The sequence below is a fragment of the Oceanobacillus alkalisoli genome (assembly GCF_021556485.1).
GTDB classification, from domain to species: Bacteria; Bacillota; Bacilli; order Bacillales; family Amphibacillaceae; genus Oceanobacillus; species Oceanobacillus alkalisoli.
Genome location: NZ_JAKGBW010000001.1, coordinates 160,225 through 179,136 on the forward strand (window position 1 = coordinate 160,225; position 18,912 = coordinate 179,136).

The window sequence follows — 18,912 nt, forward strand, 5'->3', positions numbered from 1 at the left end:
ATCCTCCTAAAGCTTAAAATTCGGCTAAATCACGCATCGCTTTCTCGACTTTTTCCGGGTTGATCATAAAGTATTTTTCCATAGTGGGAGCATAAGGCATGGCTGGAACATCCGGTCCAGCAAGACGCTTAATTGGTGCATCCAGGTCGAACAGACAATTCTCAGCTATTATTGCTGCCACTTCCCCAATAATGCTTCCTTCTTTATTATCCTCTGTAACGAGCAACACTTTTCCGGTCTTTGTTGCCGCCTCAATAATTGCTTCCTGATCAAGCGGATAAACTGTTCGTAAATCGAGTATATGAGCTTCGATGCCTTCTTCAGCAAGTTTCTCTGCTGCTTGAAGGGCAAAGTGTACACCGAGCCCATACGTAATAACCGTGATGTCATCCCCTTCCCGCTTCACATCTGCTTTTCCAATCGGAAGAACATAGTCATCTTCGGGTACTTCCCCTTTGATGAGCCGATATGCGCGTTTATGTTCAAAAAATAACACAGGATCATTATCACGGATTGCTGCTTTAAGCAATCCTTTTACATCATAAGGGGTTGATGGCATGACAATTTTAAGTCCAGGCTGGTTCGCAAACATCGCTTCGACAGATTGAGAATGATATAAAGCACCATGTACACCACCGCCATATGGAGCTCGGATTGTAATTGGCGCCTGCCAGTCATTATTGGAACGATAACGGATTTTAGCTGCTTCCGAAATAATCTGGTTGAATGCCGGCAAGATGAAGTCTGCAAATTGCATTTCAGCTACCGGACGCAACCCATACATTGAAGCGCCGATTCCAACGCCGGCAATTGCTGATTCGGATAGTGGGGTATCCAGGACGCGCGTGGCGCCAAACTCATCGTAAAGCCCATCCGTCGCCCGGAATACACCACCTTTTTTACCAACATCTTCACCGAGTATAAATACTTTTTCATCACGTTGCATTTCTTCTCGTAATGCAGTAGTTACCGCTTGTATATAAGACATAACTGTCATTTCTCTTATCCCTCCTGTTCTTCGTAAACGTAGCGTAATGCATGTTCTGGCTCTGCATAAGGGGCTTGTTCTGCATATTCAGTTGCTTCGTTTACTATCTCCTGTACTTCACGTTTAATCTGTTCTTCTCTTTTCTCTGTAAGTACACCGGATTCCTTTAAGTAAGTAGAGAAAGTAAGGATACAGTCATCTTTTTTCGCTTCCTCCACTTCCTCTTTTTCTCGATATGTGCGATCATCATCATCACTCGAGTGAGCTGTAAGGCGATATGTCACTGCTTCAATAAGTGACGGGCCATCACCGTTAACCGCACGCTCCCGCGCTTCTTTAACAGCGGAATAAACTTCAATCGGATCATTACCATTAACGGTGACGCCATGCATGCCATAACTTTTAGCACGGATTGACACGTTCTCACTCGCAACCTGACGTTCGAATGGGACAGATATGGCGTACTTATTGTTTTCAACCATCGTGATAACAGGGAGTTTGTGTACACCAGCGAAATTCAAACCTTCGTGGAAATCCCCTTGGTTTGTTGAACCTTCACCAAGTGTAACAAAAGAAACAAAATCTTCATGCTCCATTTTACCAGCCAAAGCAACACCTACTGCATGTGGCAGCTGTGTTGTAACGGGAGAAGAGCCAGTTAATATCCGGTTTTTCCTTTGGCCAAAGTGTCCTGGCATTTGTCTGCCGCCTGAATTTGGATCTTCCGCTTTCGCAAAGGCGGAAAGCATTAAATCTTTTGCTGTCATACCGAACGCCAAAACGACACCTAAGTCGCGATAATATGGCGCACTCCAATCCCGCTCCCGATCTAGAGCAAAAGAAGCTCCAATCTGTGCTGCTTCCTGACCTTGACAAGATATAACGAAGGGAATCTTACCTGAACGGTTCAGCAGCCACATCCGTTCATCAATTTTCCTTGCAAGCAGCATCGTTTTATACATATCAAGTACCTGTTCATCTGTTAAACCTGCTTGTTGATGACGATTTGAACTCATCTTTTAATCACTCCTTTGTTCTTCTATCCTTAGCCGTGGATCTGATTACCATCGACAGCAAGTGCTGCTTCGCCAATTGCTTCTGAGAGCGTAGGATGCGGGTGTACACCAGTTGCAATTTCCCATGGTGTTGCATCAAGAACTTTTGCAAGTCCTGCTTCTGAAATCATATCTGTGACATGTGGACCGATCATGTGAACGCCCAATAAATCATCCGAATCGACGTCCGCGATTATTTTTACAAAACCCGCAGATTCACCATAGACTAATGCTTTACCGACTGCTTGGAACGGGAACTTACCGATTTTCACATTGTAGCCCTTATCCTTCGCTTCCTTCTCCGTCAAACCGACATGAGCCGCTTCTGGACTGGAATAGATGCAGCTTGGAATCGTTTCATAATCAAGTGGCAACGGATTTTCATTCGCCAGATGCTCAACCGCCCTTATTCCTTCATAAGAAGCGACATGGGCAAGCTGCATGCCACCGATAACGTCGCCTATCGCATAAATATGAGATTCTTTCGTTTGCATGAATGAGTTTGTTTTAATGAAACCATTTTCCACCTGAATATCCGTATTTTCAAGTCCAATGTTTGTTACATTAGCCGTTCTTCCGACTGATACGAGAATTTTTTCCGCTTGATATGTTGTTGCTATACCTTTCACTTCAGCTTGGATGGAAACTTCGTCTGCAATTTCCAATGTATCACGAAGGACATTCGCTTCTTTTACAAAGGTAATGCCTTTCTTCTGAAGCAGGCGTTCCATCTCTTTAGCAATTGCCTCGTCTTCCGTCGGTAAAATTTGTTTTGCATATTCAATGACCGTTACTTCCACTCCGAAGTCATTCAGCATGGATGCCCATTCAATTCCAATTACCCCACCGCCAATGATGAGTACAGAGCTTGGAAGTTCATCCAGCTGCAAGACATCGTCTGAAGATAAGACTTGCTTCCCGTCAAATGCTAATCCATCCAACGAACGCGGATGTGATCCAGTTGCGATGATGACGTTTTTAGGAGTTAAGATTGTATTTTCATCTCCATTGGCGTATTCGACCGATATCGTGCCAGGCATCGGAGAAAAGATGCTTGGTCCAAGAATTCTTCCAAATCCTTGATAAACATCAATTTCACCTTTTTTCATCAGTCCCTGTACACCTTGATGCAAGCGCTCAACAATCGTATTTTTTCTTGCCTGTACGTTTGTAAAGTTAATTGTTGTATCCTTCGTTTCTATGCCGTACTCACTGGCTTCTTTTGTCTGACGATATACTTCAGCACTGCGCAATAAAGCTTTAGAAGGGATACAGCCCTGGTGGAGACAAGTTCCTCCGAGCTTCTTATTTTCAACGACTGCTGTCTTTAATCCAAGCTGGGAAGCCCGAATGGCTGCGACATATCCACCCGTACCTCCGCCTAATATGACTAAATCGTAATCCTCTGCCATCGTCCATTACTCCTTTCCGGTCTCCATTCCAATCTTAACGATTTAAAATTGATCGCTCATTCGTTAAGAATTGGCTGCGTGATTCCCGTTTCGCTTTAATTCGTTCCTCAGCCATTCTGTCAGCTGCAACGTAAGTCGGGATATTATCTCTTCTGGAAATTTCAAAGACACGTTCCAGGTTGGAATAGATAACCTCAACTTTCTTTAAAGCCCTTCCCTTATTATAACCGGCAAGCTCATCCGCAACATTAATAACTCCACCTGCGTTAATAACATAATCCGGTGCATAAACAATTCCCATTTCATGGATGATGTCACCATGTTTTTCTTCTGCAAGCTGGTTATTTGCTGAGCCGGCAATCATTTTCGCTTTAAATTGAGGAATCGTTTCATCATTAATAACCCCACCTAATGCACAAGGAGTGAATATATCGCATTCAACACTATAAATTTCATCCGGTCCAACAGCTGTTGCTCCGAACGCTTCTACAGCTCTTTGAACCGCTGCTTCATTAATATCCGTCACGATTAATTCAGCACCTTCATCATGGAGATATTCACAAAGCGAATAAGCGACATTACCAACTCCTTGAACGGCAATTGTTTTACCTTCTAAGGAATCAGAACCGAATGTTTCTTTCGCTGTTGCTTTTATTCCTTTATAAATTCCATAAGCAGTTATTGGCGACGGGTTGCCGGCTGCGTCAGGCGAAGTCGGTGAGGTTCCCGTTACGAACTCGGTTTCCAGATGAATAAGATCCATATCTTCTGTTGTTGTGCCTACATCCTCAGCAGTAATATAGCGTCCGTTCAACCCTTGAATGAAACGTCCGAAAGCACGGAATAATTCTGGATTTTTGTCCTTTTTCGGGTCTCCGATAATAACCGTCTTCCCACCACCTAAATCGAGTCCGGCTGCAGCATTTTTGTATGTCATCCCTTTGGCAAGGCGAAGCGCATCCTCAATCGCTGCCTCTTCTGAATCATACGTCCACATTCTCGTTCCTCCAAGCGCAGGTCCCAGCGTTGTATCATGAATCGCGATAATTGCCTTTAGTCCTGATGCCTTATCTTGGCAAAACACTAATTGTTCATACTCATATTTTTCCATTGATTTAAATAATTCCATTTCCCATTCCTCCCAAATTTCATAAAAAGATTATTATTCATACGAAGATCGATTGAATGTAAGCGCTTTAATAACCATTTAGCCCTAAGTATCATTCAAGCTGGTATTTCTCAATTTTATAATATAAGTTTCGAATTGAAATATTTAATGCTTGAGCAGTTTTCGTTTTATTAAATCCATTATTTTTATATACTTTATAGATATAATCTTTCTCAAAACCATCTACAGCGTCTGTTAAAGAGTCCCACTCCGGGAACATGAGATTGGATTGCTTTAGCGTGGAAGATGATTGCAGTAATTTCGGTAAGTATTCTTTTTTAATTACTTCTTCCTGATTATCCATATAAATCATCGCGCGACCAATCATATTCTCCAACTCCCTTACGTTCCCCGGCCACTGGTATTGCTCGAGCACTTCAATTGCTTCTTCACTAATATGCTTGACATCTCTGCGGTAATCTTCATTAAGTTTCAAAATGAGATGCTCTGCCAGTTCGCGAATGTCAGATACACGTTCACTTAAAGATGGAATAAAAATAGGTAAACGATTTAAACGGTAGTAAAGATCCTCTCTGAATGTCCGATTACTGATTGCTTTTTCCAAATTTGTATTCGTTGCAGTAATGATCCGGACGTCAATTGGAAGCGCTTGTTTTCCACCAACACGAATAATCTCCTTCTCCTCTAAAACCCGGAGAAGTTTAGACTGCATATCTAAAGATAACTCACCAATTTCATCAAGAAAGACACTTCCTTCATCCGCTGCTTCGAAGGCACCTACTTTACTTTTGGGCGATTCACGTGATTCATAACCGAATAATTCCATTTCAAGCAATGATTCATTCATTGTGGCACAATTAACACGGATGAATTTATTTTGTTTGCGGTCACTTTCATTATGAATCGCATGGGCAAACAACTCTTTCCCCGTACCAGAATCACCTCTTAGCAAAACTGTTGCTGGCGTCTTCGCTCCAACTTTCGCTTGTTCAAGTGCCAGTTGCATTTCAGGTGATGAACCGATAATATCATCAAACGTATATTTTGCTTCCAGACTGCGTATAATTCGCCTCGCATGTTCCAGTTCATTTGTCAGTGCTTGAATTTCCGAGACATCATGCAGGACGCCGACACTTCCTTGAATTTTACCTTTGGCAATGACCGGTGCAACATTTACAATGACTTCACTTTTTTTCTGGCCAACTTTCATCCGGACCCCACGATAGGCATTACCAGTTTGCAGCACTTTCATGTGCATGCTTTCCCCTTCATGGATGTCTACTGTCGCTGGTTTTCCAATCACATCATCTTCTGTTAGTCCAGTTATTCTTGTATAGGCAGGATTAATCATGATGCCATTACCATGTTCATCAACAACACTTATTGCAGCGTCTGAAGATTTAATGATCGCTTCTAACATATTTTTCAGCTCGATTAAATCGGTGTTCTCTTCTGCTAACTTAACAACTTCGGTAATGTCTTTGAATACAGTAAACGCTCCAATTAAATCACCGTTTTCACTAATTAAAGGTATCCGTGTGGAAATAATCTGTTTTCCATTTTCTAATGGAAACTTCTGATTAATTTCTTTTTCTTTTGTTTGAAGTATATTTGGTAGACGTGAATTTTTTATAATGTGTCTTATATGCTTGCCGATAAATGCATCTTTCGGATGCCCGACAATCTCTGCCGCTTTCTCATTCACAAATTGAATGTTCTCTTCCTTGTCGATAACAATCATTCCGTCACGAATATGGTTAAGAATCAATTCCTGATCATCGCTTTGCTGCTTAATTTGCTCAAGCAGTACATCTTTTTCATCTACAAGTTCAGAAATAATGTAGGCCACGGAGCCTGGAACAACAACTGTCTGTTCTCTTCTCGAACGGATCAGTTCTTCAAGGACAGTCTGATCGCCTGTAGCTTCAATAATGATATCGATCGATTTATCGACCCAGGCTCTCCAATCACTTCCGGTTTGTATTTGTAACTTATTAGCTAATGCAAGACCGGGTGCATCATCATTGTGATCAATTACTGCCACAATTTTCATAGTGGTTGTGGAGTGAATGATATGAATCAATGCCGTCCCACCTTTTCCGGCACCAACAATAAGTACTTTTTTCATCAATTCACCACCTTTGCATTATCTTGCATACTTATATCATACGTTATCGTGAATGAATTGGCAATGATTAGTTGATTATGATAACTACTGCATTATTGTGTATAAAACATTTCCCTTTGAATGATTTTGTTCTATTTCTATGCCTATTTTTGCTATACTCTATAGATAGAACAACTTTAGAGATTTTTAAAGGGGAATGAACATGAGAAATATAGCAATTGGCATCCTATTAATCCCTGGCATCATTGCTGCCATTGGAATTAAATTAATGCGGGATACATTATTCAACGATTTTTATACCATTTTCATTTATTCATGGATTCAATTTGTTGTCGGATTAGCCTTATTCCTTGCTGGAATCGCTTTTCTTGGAGGTTTTATCGTTTTTCGCGATCGAAAAAACAAAGCAAAAGAGAAGAATTCCTCTGTTAAGGGTGAATAAACAAAATTTATTAACTTTTTATCGTAATTATATATGAATTTATGATATGATAAGTAGAAAATTATCTTTATGTAACAAATGAGGAGGAAACCAGATGAAGGTCGCAAAATTTGGCGGCAGTTCAATGGCGAGTGCAAGCCAATTAATGAAAGTTGGAGATATTATAAAGAGTGACGCAAGCCGTAAATTTATCGTTGTGTCAGCTCCGGGAAAACGATTTAAGGAAGACACAAAGATGACCGACTTGCTGATCGACCTTGGGACTGCTTATTTAAAGCAAACTGATTTTGACGAACAGTTCGAGGCCATTATGCAGCGTTTTACAGAGATAGTTACAGAATTAGAACTTCCAAGTACGTTATTGGATGAATTTACAGAATCATTAAAACAAGTACAGGAACTATCTGATAATGAGGCAAGTTTAATGGATGCCGTAAAAGCAATCGGTGAAGATAGTTCAGCGAAATTGCTGAGTGCTTATTTAAATAAAATCGGTATCTATTCGGCATACGTCAATCCGCAGGAAGCCGGCCTTATTCTTAGTGATGAGCCAGGTAACGCACAAATTCTTCCGGATAGTTTTGATAAGATTCGCATGCTAAGAGAACGGGATGGAGTACTTGTCATCCCCGGTTTCTTCGGATATACAGAGGAAGGTAAACTCGTTACATTTTCTAGGGGCGGATCAGACATTACCGGTTCATTAATCGCTGCTGGTGTCGAAGCTGAGATTTATGAGAATTTCACAGATGTTGATTCTGTATTTACAGTAAATCCTGCTTTTGTACCTAATCCGAAAACAATTACAAAACTTACGTATAAAGAAATGCGGGAATTATCTTATGCTGGTTTCTCTGTTTTTCATGATGAAGCGTTAATCCCTGCTTACCATGCCAAAATTCCGGTCGCAATTAAAAACACGAATAACCCTTCAGCTAAAGGGACATTGATCGTCGCAGAACGGGAATTAAATGGACGAGTTGTAACAGGTATCGCAAGTGATACTGGCTTCTGCAGTCTTTATGTCAGCAAATATCTAATGAACAGAGAAATTGGATTTGGGCGTAAGCTATTAAATATCTTTGAAGATGAAGGTGTGTCATTTGAACATGCTCCTTCCGGAATTGACAACATGTCTGTTATTTTCCGGGAAAGTAATTTACCGCGCCATAAAGAAAGAGTTATTTTAGAACGGATTAAAAATGAACTGCATCCAGATACGGTCAGTATTACAAGAGGAATAGCAATTATTATGGTCGTTGGTGAAGGGCTTGTAAATTCGATTGGTGTTGCTAATAAGGCAACTGAAGCATTTACAAGGGCAAATGTAAATATTGATATGATCAACCAAGGTTCTTCCGAGGTATCCATGATGTTTGGTATTCAAGCCGACGATTTAGAACGGGCAATCCGCTCCCTTTATGAACTGTATTTTGTAGAGGAAGATTCGTTAGTAAAAAGTGGTTCCTAGAGAAATGCATAAGAAGAGACTGGATGTTTGATCCAGTCTCTTTTTTTAGCTGACTTGATGTTCAAGCCGTAATCTGTCAGCAACCATCGCAATGAATTCACTGTTCGTAGGTTTTGCTTTAGAAATATTAATGGTATAACCGAATAATGCCGATATTGAATCAATGTTCCCCCTGCTCCAAGCTACTTCTATCGCATGGCGAATTGCTCGCTCCACTCTGGAAGCTGTTGTATTATATTTTTTTGCGATTTGCGGATAAAGCGTTTTTGTAATTGCTCCCAACAAATCGATATTATTATAAACCATCGTAATTGCTTCCCGTAGATACATATAACCTTTAATATGGGCTGGCACACCAACTTCATGAATGATATTTGTAATGCTTGCTTCAAGATTATGTGTCTTATTCTTTTTCCTTTGTTTTCTTACTTTGGTTTTAAAATTATCGATATTCTTACTGATCGTTCGGATTCTGTCAGCTAGATGGTCCAAGTCAAATGGTTTTAAAATGAAATAAGAAGCGCCAAATTCAACTGCTTTTTTCATTACTTCTTCCTGGCCGAATGCAGTTAGCATGATGACTTGCGGTGTTTTATTTAATTCCAGCGTGCGTAATTGATTCAGTACTGCAATTCCATCAATATGTGGCATAATAATATCTAATATAAGTATATCGGGTTCTAATACCTCCAACATTTCTAGGCATTCCCTGCCATTTGAAGCTGTACCGATTACTTCAATATCATCTTGACCTTCAAAATATTCCTCCATTAACGAAATTAATTCCGGGTTATCATCGACTAAACATACTGAAATACTTTCCACTTTACGAATCCTCCTTATTTTTACTCTTCCCTCTTACATATTCTACAAAAGATATTATTATCCTTCTTTATTTTAAAGAATTTGTATATTTTTATATTTCTCTATTTTTCCTACAATTTAACTAATATACCGAGCTTTTTCGACAAATTTATTCGATGTTATTCGACAAAAACCATAACTAGATTTTCGTCACCAAAGCTCAATACTGTATAATCTTATCACTTTCATTCAGTGTAAGTGTTTTGCACGTTCTCATGGCTCTCTCTAATCGCCATTCAGTTGCCCGGTGGACGGATGCGCATCCTTAGGCACTGCTAGAGCTCCTCGGGCTCGCGCCCTGCGGGGTCTCCAGGCTCGTGCTGTTCCCACAGGAGTCACCGTCCACCGGGCAACTGAACTGATTCTCTGAATAGAAATTGTTTCGTCACGATAGGAATTATATCTTTGGAACATTAAACAGTGATCCATATTTGGTCTTTCCTGATAGCAGTCCAGACACCTCGAGACTCCTGCGGGAGGATAGGGCTGGCGAGACCCCTTAGTGCTCAGCGCGAGGAGGCTTGCCGGCCGCTCAGCAGGTGCGAGAGGTGTCTGGACTGCGGACCTCCAGAAGTGAGTTTCGGACATTTCCGATACTTACGCTGAATGAATGCAAAAAACTTGCAACAGGGTGTTTTTACTGTTGCAAGTTCTTGGTTAGCTCGCTAAGGCAATGGTTTCATCATCTTTTTTAATGGATATTCCTGCATCGTTCAGCATCCATTCGATATGGACACCATAGCCCGAAGTTGGGTCGTTAACGAATACATGTGTTACAGCACCTACTATCTTTCCGTCTTGTATAATGGGACTGCCGCTCATTCCTTGAACAATTCCACCTGTACTTTCGAGGAGACGAGGGTCGGTTATTTTAAGAACCATTCCTTTAATGTCAGCTTTTTTTTGCGGAACCGAGCTAACGATTTCGATGTCGAATTCCTCGACCTTTTCATCAGCAACAACAGTTAAAATTTTTGCTGGGCCTTCTTTAACTTCATCAGATCGGGTGATTGGTAAAGGCTTATCATAATTGTCATTCGTTATGGTTGAGTTAAGCACACCAAAAATTCCGTGTGGTGTATTCTTCACAATACTTCCAATCACATTCCGGTCTGCGGAGAATCTTGCTTGCTTCTCACCCGGTGTTCCTTGATTACCTTTTTCAATGTGGACGACAGATGACCGGACAATCTTACCTCTCATTAATTCAATCGGTTTCTTTGTGTCCATATCTGAAATTACATGACCAAGCGCCCCATATCGCTTTGTCTCTGGGTCATGGAATGTCATCGTCCCAATTCCCGCTGCAGAATCCCTAATATAAAGTCCAATCTTATATTCCTGATCCCGTTTATCTTGTACTGGCTGTAAGGATGTGTTAAGTGTTTCATTTCCCCTTTTCAGCGTAATTTTTAGTTCTTCATTTTGCTTCCCGGCTGTGTTTACCAATGGTTTAATCTCGCTCATATCTTTAATCGGTTTCCCATTGATTTCAACAATCATATCCCCAATTAAGACTTTGGCATCCTGTCCCGGTGACAATGAGCCTTCTTTCCCTTGAATGGAATGGTGACCGACTACAAGTACCCCGAGCGTTTCCAGCTGCACCCCAATCGATTGACCTCCTGGAATTAATTTAATATCTTCCTCCCTCTGTATCGGTTCCAATGACGCATCCTCTTCAGCAGAAACAACACTTAAAGGAATGAAATTAGAGAACACTTCATGAGTCATTGTGTCTTTTGCGGGAAATATTCCTGCTTGAAATGGAAGTGTAAATGTAAGAAGGAATAAAAAGCTTGCAAATAGTATCAAGGTTCGTTTTATCGATTGTCTCTTTGCTATCTTCATGTATATTTAACACCCCTCGCATCTCACCCATACCAAATTTTTTTCTGTACTCCTAATTTGAGCGAAGCAGGCTGATTTTAAACTGGTGATTCATAAGTGATATGCTTAAGTTTTCCTTGCATAATAAATGACGTGCAGTAGAGGCTAATTTATGATGATATGTAAAAAAACATTAAAAAAAGCCGGTACTGTTAGTTTCCGGCTATTACTCAATATTATTCCTGATGATTTTTCTTCTTGAACATGTCGGCAAGGTCAAGCATTTCTTTTGCATGTTCTTTCGCTGTTTCTGTCAATTTCGTTCCAGTAATCATTCGGCTTAATTCTTCCATTTGTTCGTCCGTGCTTAATTCGGTAACATGTGTTGAAGTTCTGTCATCTTTTTCATGTTTTTTAATCAGTTTATGCGTGTCTGCCATTGCTGCAACTTGAGGTAAATGAGTAATACAAAGTACTTGTGAAGCGTTAGATATTTCATATATCTTCTCAGCAATCGCTTGTGCAACGCGCCCGCTTACACCCGTATCAACTTCATCAAATATCACACTTGTTACCCCTTGATGCTTAGCGAAGATTTTCTTTAGAACGAGCATAATTCTAGATAATTCTCCACCTGAAGCTACTTTTGTCAGCTCTTTAAGTGGCTCACCCGGATTTGTCGAAATCATAAAGCGGATTGTATCATACCCGTCTTTATGAAGTTTTGGATGATCTGCTTCAATATCAAAACTTATTTGGAACTCCGCTTTTTCTAAATATAAGCTTTTCAATTCGCTATGGATTTCTTTAACAAGTGCTCTTGCAGCTTTTTCTCTTAAATCATGAAGTTCTTTTGCCTCAAGCATGGCATCCTTTTCCACTTCTTCAATCTCTTCTACCAGTGCCGTTAAATGAAAATCTTTATTCGTGATTTCTTCCAATTCTTCTTCTATTTTCGCCATGTACGTTTGCATTTCATTCACAGTTGAACCATATTTCTTTTTTAACCGATTGAGTTCATTTATTCTTGCTTCAATTTCATTCAATCGTTCTGGATTATATTGCAATTGATCGATATAATTCCGTAAATCAAATGCCATCGTCTCAATCGAATAATAATGGTTAGCGATTTCTTCTGCTTTTTCATCAATAAAAGGATCAATCTTTTCATGTTCGCTTAAAGAGAGCATCGCATGATTTACCCATTCCAAACCTCTTCCTTCCCCGTATAAGGCATTATAGGCGTTCTGAAGCGCGGTATGGATATTCTCAAAGTTGGCAAGGGAGTTTCGTTCTTTTTCCATTATTTCATCCTCGTCCGGGACAAGATTGGCCTGTTCCAATTCTTGTAATTGAAAGGATAATAAATCTTGGCGATGGGCAGTTTCTTGCTCATTTTCATTTAATTGTTTGTAGCGTTGCTGTAACTTTTTTAGCCTGTTGTAAAGCCCCGTGTATTCTTCTTTAGCCTGTTTGATGTTCTCGTAGTCATAAAGGTCAAGCAGGTGAATGTGATTGTCTGCATCCATTAGAGACTGGGTTTCGTGCTGGCTATGTATATCAATCAGTGTTTTACCAAATTCCCTAAGAATTGCGAGCGTCACCAATTTACCGTTCACCCGGCAAATGCTTTTCCCGCTTTTCGTAATCGTTCGTTCTAAAACGACCTGCTCATCCGTTATTTCAATGCCGTATTGTCTCCCGACCGCATAAATTGGGTGCTCCAATGATTCAACGGAAAATAATCCTTCAATTTCTGCTTTATTTGTTTTATGACGTACATATTCAACAGACCCGCGACCCCCTGCAAGAAGTTGGATAGCATCGATAATGATTGACTTCCCAGCTCCCGTTTCACCAGAAAGCACGGTTAATCCCTCATTAAATGTAATCGATATTTGATCGATAATTGCAAAGTTTTGAATAGAAAGTTCCGTAAGCATGATTGTTCACCTCTTCTTGTATACAATATTAAAGCATGCGTATGAAGCGGTTTTTAATTTTTTCTGCATTCTTTTCTTTTCGGCAGATGATTAAACATGTATCATCCCCGCAAATTGTTCCCATTATCTCTTCCCATTCGAGGTTATCAATTAACACACCGATTGCATTTGCGTTCCCAGGCAATGTTTTTAGTACAACAAAATGATTCGCATGGTCAATACTGACAAAAGCATCAACAATAAGACGTTTTAATTTTTCCTCGGGATTAAATCGTAAATCTGCTGGCAAACTGTATTTATACTTTCCGGATAGTGTAGGTACTTTCACTAAATGTAATTCTTTAATATCACGCGAGACTGTTGCTTGGGTAACATTATAACCAAGAGCTTTCAGTTCATCAACTAGCTCATCTTGCGTTTCGATTTCGTGTTCATGAATTAATTCACGAATTTTAATATGTCGTTGAATCTTACTCATTCGGCTGACCTCCGTTTTTTGCTATGTTGCTTTTAAATGCTTATGTGCTTTGTCTACAACTTCTTCAAGAGATAACGTATAGGGTTTTTCTTTTAGTTCTGGAAGGTGTTTAAAATGGGCTAAAAATTCTACATTACCTTGAGTTCCTGTAATCGGCGAATACGTAATACCATGCAAAATGAAATTTTCTTCTTCAGCAAAGCGTGTGACCTGTTCAAGAACTTCCACATGAACTTCTTTATCACGAATGATTCCACCCTCACCGACTTGCTCTTTCTGCGCTTCAAATTGGGGTTTGATTAAAGCTACGACATCATTCGATTCACTTAATAAATGTTTAAGCACAGGTAAAATCAAACGCAAAGAGATAAAAGAGACATCAATCGAAGCAAATTCCGGGATTGCTTCTAGCATATCTTTTGTTACATAGCGGAAATTAGTCCGTTCCATAACGACGACCCGTTTATCATTGCGTAATTTCCAATCGAGTTGATTGTATCCGACATCAATTGCATAACTTAATCTCGCCCCATGCTGAAGGGCGCAATCGGTAAAGCCCCCCGTTGATGAACCAATGTCAAGTATGGTTTTATCTTGGAGATCCAAGTTAAACTGTTGGATTGCTTTCTCTAATTTCAATCCGCCGCGGCTGACATAGGATTTATTTTTTTGTTTTATACGAATTGGCATGTCTTTCTCGACTTTAACACCTGGTTTATCTAGTCGTTCATGCTCTGAATAAACTAAACCAGCCATAATCAGACGCTTGGCCATATCAGTACTATCAACTAAATCTCGTTCTACAAGTAATTCATCTAAACGTTTTTTTGTCATTTTCATTTCCTTTACTGTGACTGTCATTCATATTCATAAGCTTTTCTGATTTATTATACATCAAATGACTCATATTCTAAAATAGTATACATCTTCCAAACAAAAAAAACAGCCGCTCGTCTTGCATATTGAACGGCTGGACCTTACGATTTACTTAATGATCTCGGTTACTAATATAATCAATTAATGCTTTTAACTGTGATTGAATTGCTCCTGCTTGCTGCAATGATTCCATTGCTTTTTCCACATATATTTCTTTTTGTTTTATAGCTCCGTCTAGCCCAAGCAGCTTCGGATAGGTGCTTTTATTATTATCCACATCACTTCCTACAGGTTTACCAAGTGCTTCCTCTGTTCCAGTAATATCTAAGATATCATCCTGAACTTGGAAGATTAATCCTAAGTAATGGGCAAAACGTGTAAGGTGAGTTAGTTGTGCTTCTGTTGCCCCGCCTAAAAAGGCACCAGCGTAAACAGCGAACTTCAATAATTCTCCAGTTTTCAACTCGTGAATCTTCTCAAGTTGTTCAAGCGGGACTGATATTCCTTTATTTTCCGCTTCCATATCGAGGATCTGTCCGGCAACCATACCAAGCGGACCACTCGCTTCGCCAATTTTTCTTGTTAATTCAACTTTTTCACGGTCGGTAAGGAGTGGCTCATTCGCAATCAACGTAAAGCTATGTGTAAGTAAGCCATCACCTGCTAAAATTGCCGTTGCTTCATCAAACTTCTTATGATTCGTCAATTGTCCACGGCGGTAATCATCATCATCCATCGCAGGTAAATCATCATGAATTAAAGAATATGTATGCATCATTTCTAATGCAATCGCGGTAGAAATGGTTTTTTCAATAGAAGTCCCATAAGCTTCATAGCTAGCAATCAAAAGAATGGGTCGGATTCTTTTCCCGCCAGCTTGAAGGGAATAGAGCATGGAAGCTTTTAATCGATCTGGAATCGAAAGCTTAGCTAATTGAGCTTCCATTTCACTTTCAATTAAGTCTTTCTGCCGCTTTAAATAATCTTCCAGATTGGCCTCGTGCATGCTAGACTTCCCCCTCCACATCAAAGTTTGTGATTTCTCCGTGTTCATTTAAGATTTTTGCCATTTTATCTTGGACAGAATTAATTTTATCACTGCATAGTTTTGATAAAATCATGCCTTCCTGATAATAATCAATTGCTTTTTCCAAAGGGACATCTCCTGTTTCCAGCTTCCCTACAATTTTCTCTAACTTCTCCATTGCTTCCTCGAAGGAAAGTTCCGTATTTTTCTCAGTCATTTGAAGTCTCCTTTACCGATAGCACCCTGGCGTCGATGGTGCCGTCTGTTAATTTTACTGATAGCTGTTCATGTTCCTTAATATGCTTCACTGACTTCAATAATTGGCCATCTGCAGTATAAGGTAACGCAAATCCACGCTTCATAATTTCTAATGGATTGACCAAACTTAACTTATCTAATAAATTACCAAGCTCTCGCAGGTGGTAATCAAGAGTTTGATTCATATAGCGGTTGTTAGTTGCTGTAAGTTCAACCAACTTCTTTTCCGCCTCTTCAATCCTTTCTTTCGGATGCTGCAGGGCAAGTCGATTTATAACGGTTTGATGAGCTACTGCAGCGTCATTTACTTGCAACTTTAGTGTCCGCTCGAGTGATTCCATTTGCTGATCTAATTCTTGTTCTTTCTGGCGGATAAGTTCTTTTGGATAACGGAAGGCATATGAATTCCTCAAGTTATGAAGCTGTCGTGTTTCCCGGTCCAATAATTGATTCACTTCCCGGGTTATTCTTTTGGTAAAAAGAACAATGTTATTTTTTAATTCTGCTTGAGATGGAACCGCAAGCTCTGCTGCACCGGTTGGCGTGGGTGCCCTTAAATCCGCTACAAAGTCACTAATCGTTGTATCTGTTTCATGTCCAACTGCAGAAATAACTGGGATCTGTGATTCATAAATTGCATGGGCAACGATTTCTTCATTGAAACTCCATAATTCTTCAATCGAACCCCCGCCTCTTCCGACAATTAACGAATCAAAGTCCATCCGATTCGCTATTTCAATTCCCTGCTTTATTGAGGCTGCTGCTTCTGGACCTTGGACAAGCACTGGAATGACTACAACTTCAACCAAGGGATAGCGTCTTTGGATCGTTGTAATAATATCTCTTACTGCTGCACCAGTCGGAGATGTTATGACACCTATTCGCTTCGGAAATGGTGGTATTTGCTTTTTATGTACAGATGAAAAATAACCTTGCTGCTCCAGCTTGGTCTTTAATTGTTCGTAAGCTAAGTATAAAGCACCGATACCATCCGGCTCCATAGCATTAATATACAGTTGATATTGCCCGGCAGCTTCATAAACACTGACATTTCCGCGAATGAGCACTTTCATCCCACTCTCCGGAACAAATTTTAAATAACGGTTATTCCCGGCAAACATAACGGCTTGAATCCTTGTCTGTTCGTCTTTTATCGTCATATACATATGACCGCGACTATGATGTTTAAAATTCGATATTTCGCCTCGGAGCCATATTTGCTGTAAATGCTGATCAATATCGAGCTTCCGCTTAAGATACCTTGTTAATGCTGTTACCGTTAAGTATTTATCCTTCAATACCAGTCAGTCCTTTGGCCGCTTTAATTGTATTGGAAAGAAGCATTGTAATTGTCATTGGACCGACCCCTCCCGGAACAGGTGTAATATACCCGGCTTTTTCCACTACCCCGGCAAAATCGACATCACCGGTCAATTTACCTGCTTGGGTCCGGTTAATCCCAACGTCGATAATAACCGCGCCTTCTTTGACATCCTCTTGCTTGATAAAATTTTCCTTTCCGATTGCTACGATAAGAATATCAGCTGCTTGTGTGTATTGTTGCATGTTCTCTGTTCTGGAATGACAGTAAGTGACCGTCGCATTTTCATTCAATAAAAGTTGTCCGACTGGCTTTCCAACAATATTACTGCGCCCGATAATCACCGCATGCTTCCCTTCAATCTTAATTCCTTTTGATTTGATCATCGTAATGATTCCATAAGGAGTACACGGCAGGAAACTATCTTCCCCCGCCATCATCTTCCCGATATTAATCGGATGGAATCCGTCCACATCCTTCAACGGATCTATCCGATCAATTACTTTCTGTTCATCAATTTGTTCAGGTAACGGTAATTGGACTAAGATACCATGAACCGCATCATTATCATTCAGATCATCCAGTAATGCTAATAAGTCTGCTTCCGTTGTTTCAATCGGTAACGTGATAAGCTCGGAATCCATTCCAATTTCAGCTGCCGCCTTCTCTTTCCCTTTAACATAAGAAAGCGATGCGGGGTTATCGCCGACAAGAACTACTACCAATTTTGGTGTTAGGTTTTTGACTTTTAGTTTCTCAATTTCTTTTGCCAAGTCTTGCTTGATTTCTGCAGCTAATTCTTTTCCACTAATGATTTCAGCAGTCATAATTCATTTCCTTTCTCTTCTACAATTTTGGATAATACGCCATTAACAAATTTCCCTGATTTCTCATCGCCAAAGCGGTTGCCCAGTTCGACGGCCTCGTTAATCGAGACATTGAGCGGGATATCTTCCAGATACTTTATTTCAAATGTCGAAAGCCGCAAAATCGTCCGTTCTACCGCAGCTAAACGATCAAGGCTCCAATTCTCCAGATGACTAGCAATTATTTCATCTAATGAGGATTTTTGCTCCAACACTCCTTGTATTAATCGGTTAAGAAACGGATCATTTCCCTGTTCTTCAACATATTCTTGAATGTTTTCTTTAGGTACATCAAGATTGATATCGATTTGAAACAGAAACTGGAATGCTTTTTCTCTTGCTTCGCTTCGTTTCATGCTTTTACTCCTTCTATTGTTCTTCTCAAATGATAAGAAGGCCAAAGTGTTTCGCTCTGGCCTGCTTGTCTACTCCTTATGCTTAGCTTGCTCTTCTTTTTCATCCATATTGATTCCGACTACGTGAATATTTATTTCAGCAATATCAAGTTGCGTCATTGTCTTTAAACTTTGTCGGATCGTCGTTTGTAACGCCTGAGCGACTTTCGGGATGGATGATCCGAAATTTAAGATACAATACACATCGATTGTGATCCCGTTATCTGTGAGCTCGACTTTTACACCTTTACTGTGTGTCTGCTTCCCTAGACGCTCTGCAACGCCTGAGGCAAAAGTTCCGCGCATTGCGTATAAGCCTTTAACTTCTGTTGCAGCAATACCAGCAATTACTTCAATTACCTCTGGGGCAATCTCCACTCTACCTAAAGATATATCATCACTGACATTTAATAATGGTTGTTCACTCAT

General features: G+C 40.1%; 18 protein-coding genes. 2 read left to right on the forward strand and 16 right to left on the reverse strand.

Going from position 1 to position 18,912, the window contains the following annotated elements; all coding sequences use genetic code 11:
* Window positions 1-13: 13 nt before the first annotated feature.
* The 5 genes from LZD48_RS00920 to LZD48_RS00940 all read right to left on the reverse strand — a co-directional run bounded on the left by LZD48_RS00920 (window position 14) and on the right by LZD48_RS00940 (window position 6,712).
* Window positions 14-997: an alpha-ketoacid dehydrogenase subunit beta gene (locus LZD48_RS00920; protein WP_235760854.1), complete on the reverse strand. Its 984-nt coding sequence runs from the start codon at window positions 995-997 to the stop codon at window positions 14-16.
* Between the two features lie 5 nt (window positions 998-1,002).
* A complete protein-coding gene (locus LZD48_RS00925; RefSeq protein ID WP_235760855.1) occupies window positions 1,003-2,004 on the reverse strand; it encodes a thiamine pyrophosphate-dependent dehydrogenase E1 component subunit alpha in 1,002 nt (333 codons plus the stop codon).
* A 29-nt stretch (window positions 2,005-2,033) separates the two neighbouring features.
* Window positions 2,034-3,455, reverse strand: a complete 1,422-nt coding sequence (gene lpdA, locus LZD48_RS00930) for a dihydrolipoyl dehydrogenase (protein ID WP_235760856.1) — start codon at window positions 3,453-3,455, stop codon at window positions 2,034-2,036.
* Window positions 3,456-3,489: 34 nt separating this feature from the next.
* On the reverse strand, window positions 3,490-4,584 hold the full coding sequence (locus LZD48_RS00935) for a Leu/Phe/Val dehydrogenase (protein WP_235760857.1): 1,095 nt from the start codon (window positions 4,582-4,584) through the stop codon (window positions 3,490-3,492).
* A 91-nt stretch (window positions 4,585-4,675) separates the two neighbouring features.
* Window positions 4,676-6,712, reverse strand: a complete 2,037-nt coding sequence (locus tag LZD48_RS00940; RefSeq protein ID WP_235760858.1) for a sigma 54-interacting transcriptional regulator — start codon at window positions 6,710-6,712, stop codon at window positions 4,676-4,678.
* A gap of 202 nt (window positions 6,713-6,914) precedes the next feature.
* Here LZD48_RS00940 and LZD48_RS00945 point away from each other — a divergent pair, with 202 nt between their 5' ends.
* Both LZD48_RS00945 and LZD48_RS00950 read left to right on the forward strand, forming a co-directional pair.
* Window positions 6,915-7,154, forward strand: coding sequence for a DUF2627 family protein (locus LZD48_RS00945; RefSeq protein ID WP_235760859.1), 240 nt, complete (start codon window positions 6,915-6,917; stop codon window positions 7,152-7,154).
* A gap of 94 nt (window positions 7,155-7,248) precedes the next feature.
* Window positions 7,249-8,625, forward strand: coding sequence for an aspartate kinase (locus LZD48_RS00950; RefSeq protein WP_235760860.1), 1,377 nt, complete (start codon window positions 7,249-7,251; stop codon window positions 8,623-8,625).
* A 45-nt stretch (window positions 8,626-8,670) separates the two neighbouring features.
* On the opposite strand, the gene spo0A is transcribed toward LZD48_RS00950, so the two are convergent.
* From spo0A to LZD48_RS01005, 11 genes are all read right to left on the reverse strand, one after another.
* Complete coding sequence (gene spo0A / locus LZD48_RS00955) at window positions 8,671-9,450, reverse strand: sporulation transcription factor Spo0A (protein WP_235760861.1); 780 nt, start codon at window positions 9,448-9,450, stop codon at window positions 8,671-8,673.
* A 696-nt stretch (window positions 9,451-10,146) separates the two neighbouring features.
* The gene (spoIVB, locus tag LZD48_RS00960; RefSeq protein WP_235760862.1) at window positions 10,147-11,340 is read right to left on the reverse strand and encodes a SpoIVB peptidase; all 1,194 of its coding nucleotides are present in this window, start codon (window positions 11,338-11,340) and stop codon (window positions 10,147-10,149) included.
* A 215-nt stretch (window positions 11,341-11,555) separates the two neighbouring features.
* The gene (gene recN / locus LZD48_RS00965; protein ID WP_235760863.1) at window positions 11,556-13,262 is read right to left on the reverse strand and encodes a DNA repair protein RecN; all 1,707 of its coding nucleotides are present in this window, start codon (window positions 13,260-13,262) and stop codon (window positions 11,556-11,558) included.
* A gap of 28 nt (window positions 13,263-13,290) precedes the next feature.
* Window positions 13,291-13,740: a transcriptional regulator AhrC/ArgR gene (gene ahrC, locus LZD48_RS00970; protein ID WP_235760864.1), complete on the reverse strand. Its 450-nt coding sequence runs from the start codon at window positions 13,738-13,740 to the stop codon at window positions 13,291-13,293.
* Window positions 13,741-13,761: 21 nt separating this feature from the next.
* On the reverse strand, window positions 13,762-14,580 hold the full coding sequence (locus LZD48_RS00975) for a TlyA family RNA methyltransferase (RefSeq protein ID WP_235761088.1): 819 nt from the start codon (window positions 14,578-14,580) through the stop codon (window positions 13,762-13,764).
* Window positions 14,581-14,728: 148 nt separating this feature from the next.
* A complete protein-coding gene (locus LZD48_RS00980; RefSeq protein WP_235760865.1) occupies window positions 14,729-15,622 on the reverse strand; it encodes a polyprenyl synthetase family protein in 894 nt (297 codons plus the stop codon).
* Window position 15,623: 1 nt separating this feature from the next.
* On the reverse strand, window positions 15,624-15,860 hold the full coding sequence (gene xseB / locus LZD48_RS00985) for an exodeoxyribonuclease VII small subunit (protein WP_235760866.1): 237 nt from the start codon (window positions 15,858-15,860) through the stop codon (window positions 15,624-15,626).
* The gene (gene xseA / locus LZD48_RS00990) at window positions 15,853-17,199 is read right to left on the reverse strand and encodes an exodeoxyribonuclease VII large subunit (protein ID WP_235760867.1); all 1,347 of its coding nucleotides are present in this window, start codon (window positions 17,197-17,199) and stop codon (window positions 15,853-15,855) included. The genes xseB and xseA overlap by 8 nt, the downstream gene beginning before the upstream one ends.
* Window positions 17,189-18,049, reverse strand: a complete 861-nt coding sequence (gene folD / locus LZD48_RS00995) for a bifunctional methylenetetrahydrofolate dehydrogenase/methenyltetrahydrofolate cyclohydrolase FolD (protein ID WP_235760868.1) — start codon at window positions 18,047-18,049, stop codon at window positions 17,189-17,191. Before folD ends, xseA begins: the two co-directional genes overlap by 11 nt.
* Window positions 18,046-18,444 (reverse strand): transcription antitermination factor NusB, encoded by a 399-nt coding sequence (gene nusB / locus LZD48_RS01000; RefSeq protein ID WP_235760869.1) that lies wholly within the window; start codon window positions 18,442-18,444, stop codon window positions 18,046-18,048. Before nusB ends, folD begins: the two co-directional genes overlap by 4 nt.
* A 69-nt stretch (window positions 18,445-18,513) precedes the next feature.
* Window positions 18,514-18,912 carry an Asp23/Gls24 family envelope stress response protein gene (locus LZD48_RS01005; protein WP_235760870.1) on the reverse strand — a complete coding sequence of 133 codons (399 nt, stop codon included), beginning with the start codon at window positions 18,910-18,912 and terminating at the stop codon, window positions 18,514-18,516.

Excerpts from the sequence above, each read along its gene's own strand:
- LZD48_RS00950 (WP_235760860.1), top strand. The coding sequence starts at position 7,249 with ATGAAGGTCGCAAAATTTGGCGGCAGTTCAATGGCGAGTGCAAGCCAA.
- LZD48_RS00945 (WP_235760859.1), top strand. The coding sequence starts at position 6,915 with ATGAGAAATATAGCAATTGGCATCCTATTAATCCCTGGCATCATTGCT.
- recN (WP_235760863.1), bottom strand. The coding sequence starts at position 13,262 with ATGCTTACGGAACTTTCTATTCAAAACTTTGCAATTATCGATCAAATA.
- nusB (WP_235760869.1), bottom strand. The coding sequence starts at position 18,444 with ATGAAACGAAGCGAAGCAAGAGAAAAAGCATTCCAGTTTCTGTTTCAA.
- ahrC (WP_235760864.1), bottom strand. The coding sequence starts at position 13,740 with ATGAGTAAGATTCAACGACATATTAAAATTCGTGAATTAATTCATGAA.
- xseB (WP_235760866.1), bottom strand. The coding sequence starts at position 15,860 with ATGACTGAGAAAAATACGGAACTTTCCTTCGAGGAAGCAATGGAGAAG.
- LZD48_RS00920 (WP_235760854.1), bottom strand. The coding sequence starts at position 997 with ATGACAGTTATGTCTTATATACAAGCGGTAACTACTGCATTACGAGAA.
- lpdA (WP_235760856.1), bottom strand. The coding sequence starts at position 3,455 with ATGGCAGAGGATTACGATTTAGTCATATTAGGCGGAGGTACGGGTGGA.
- LZD48_RS00925 (WP_235760855.1), bottom strand. The coding sequence starts at position 2,004 with ATGAGTTCAAATCGTCATCAACAAGCAGGTTTAACAGATGAACAGGTA.
- LZD48_RS00980 (WP_235760865.1), bottom strand. The coding sequence starts at position 15,622 with ATGCACGAGGCCAATCTGGAAGATTATTTAAAGCGGCAGAAAGACTTA.
- LZD48_RS00940 (WP_235760858.1), bottom strand. The coding sequence starts at position 6,712 with ATGAAAAAAGTACTTATTGTTGGTGCCGGAAAAGGTGGGACGGCATTG.
- folD (WP_235760868.1), bottom strand. The coding sequence starts at position 18,049 with ATGACTGCTGAAATCATTAGTGGAAAAGAATTAGCTGCAGAAATCAAG.
- LZD48_RS00935 (WP_235760857.1), bottom strand. The coding sequence starts at position 4,584 with ATGGAATTATTTAAATCAATGGAAAAATATGAGTATGAACAATTAGTG.
- LZD48_RS01005 (WP_235760870.1), bottom strand. The coding sequence starts at position 18,912 with ATGAGTGAACAACCATTATTAAATGTCAGTGATGATATATCTTTAGGT.
- LZD48_RS00975 (WP_235761088.1), bottom strand. The coding sequence starts at position 14,580 with ATGAAAATGACAAAAAAACGTTTAGATGAATTACTTGTAGAACGAGAT.
- spoIVB (WP_235760862.1), bottom strand. The coding sequence starts at position 11,340 with ATGAAGATAGCAAAGAGACAATCGATAAAACGAACCTTGATACTATTT.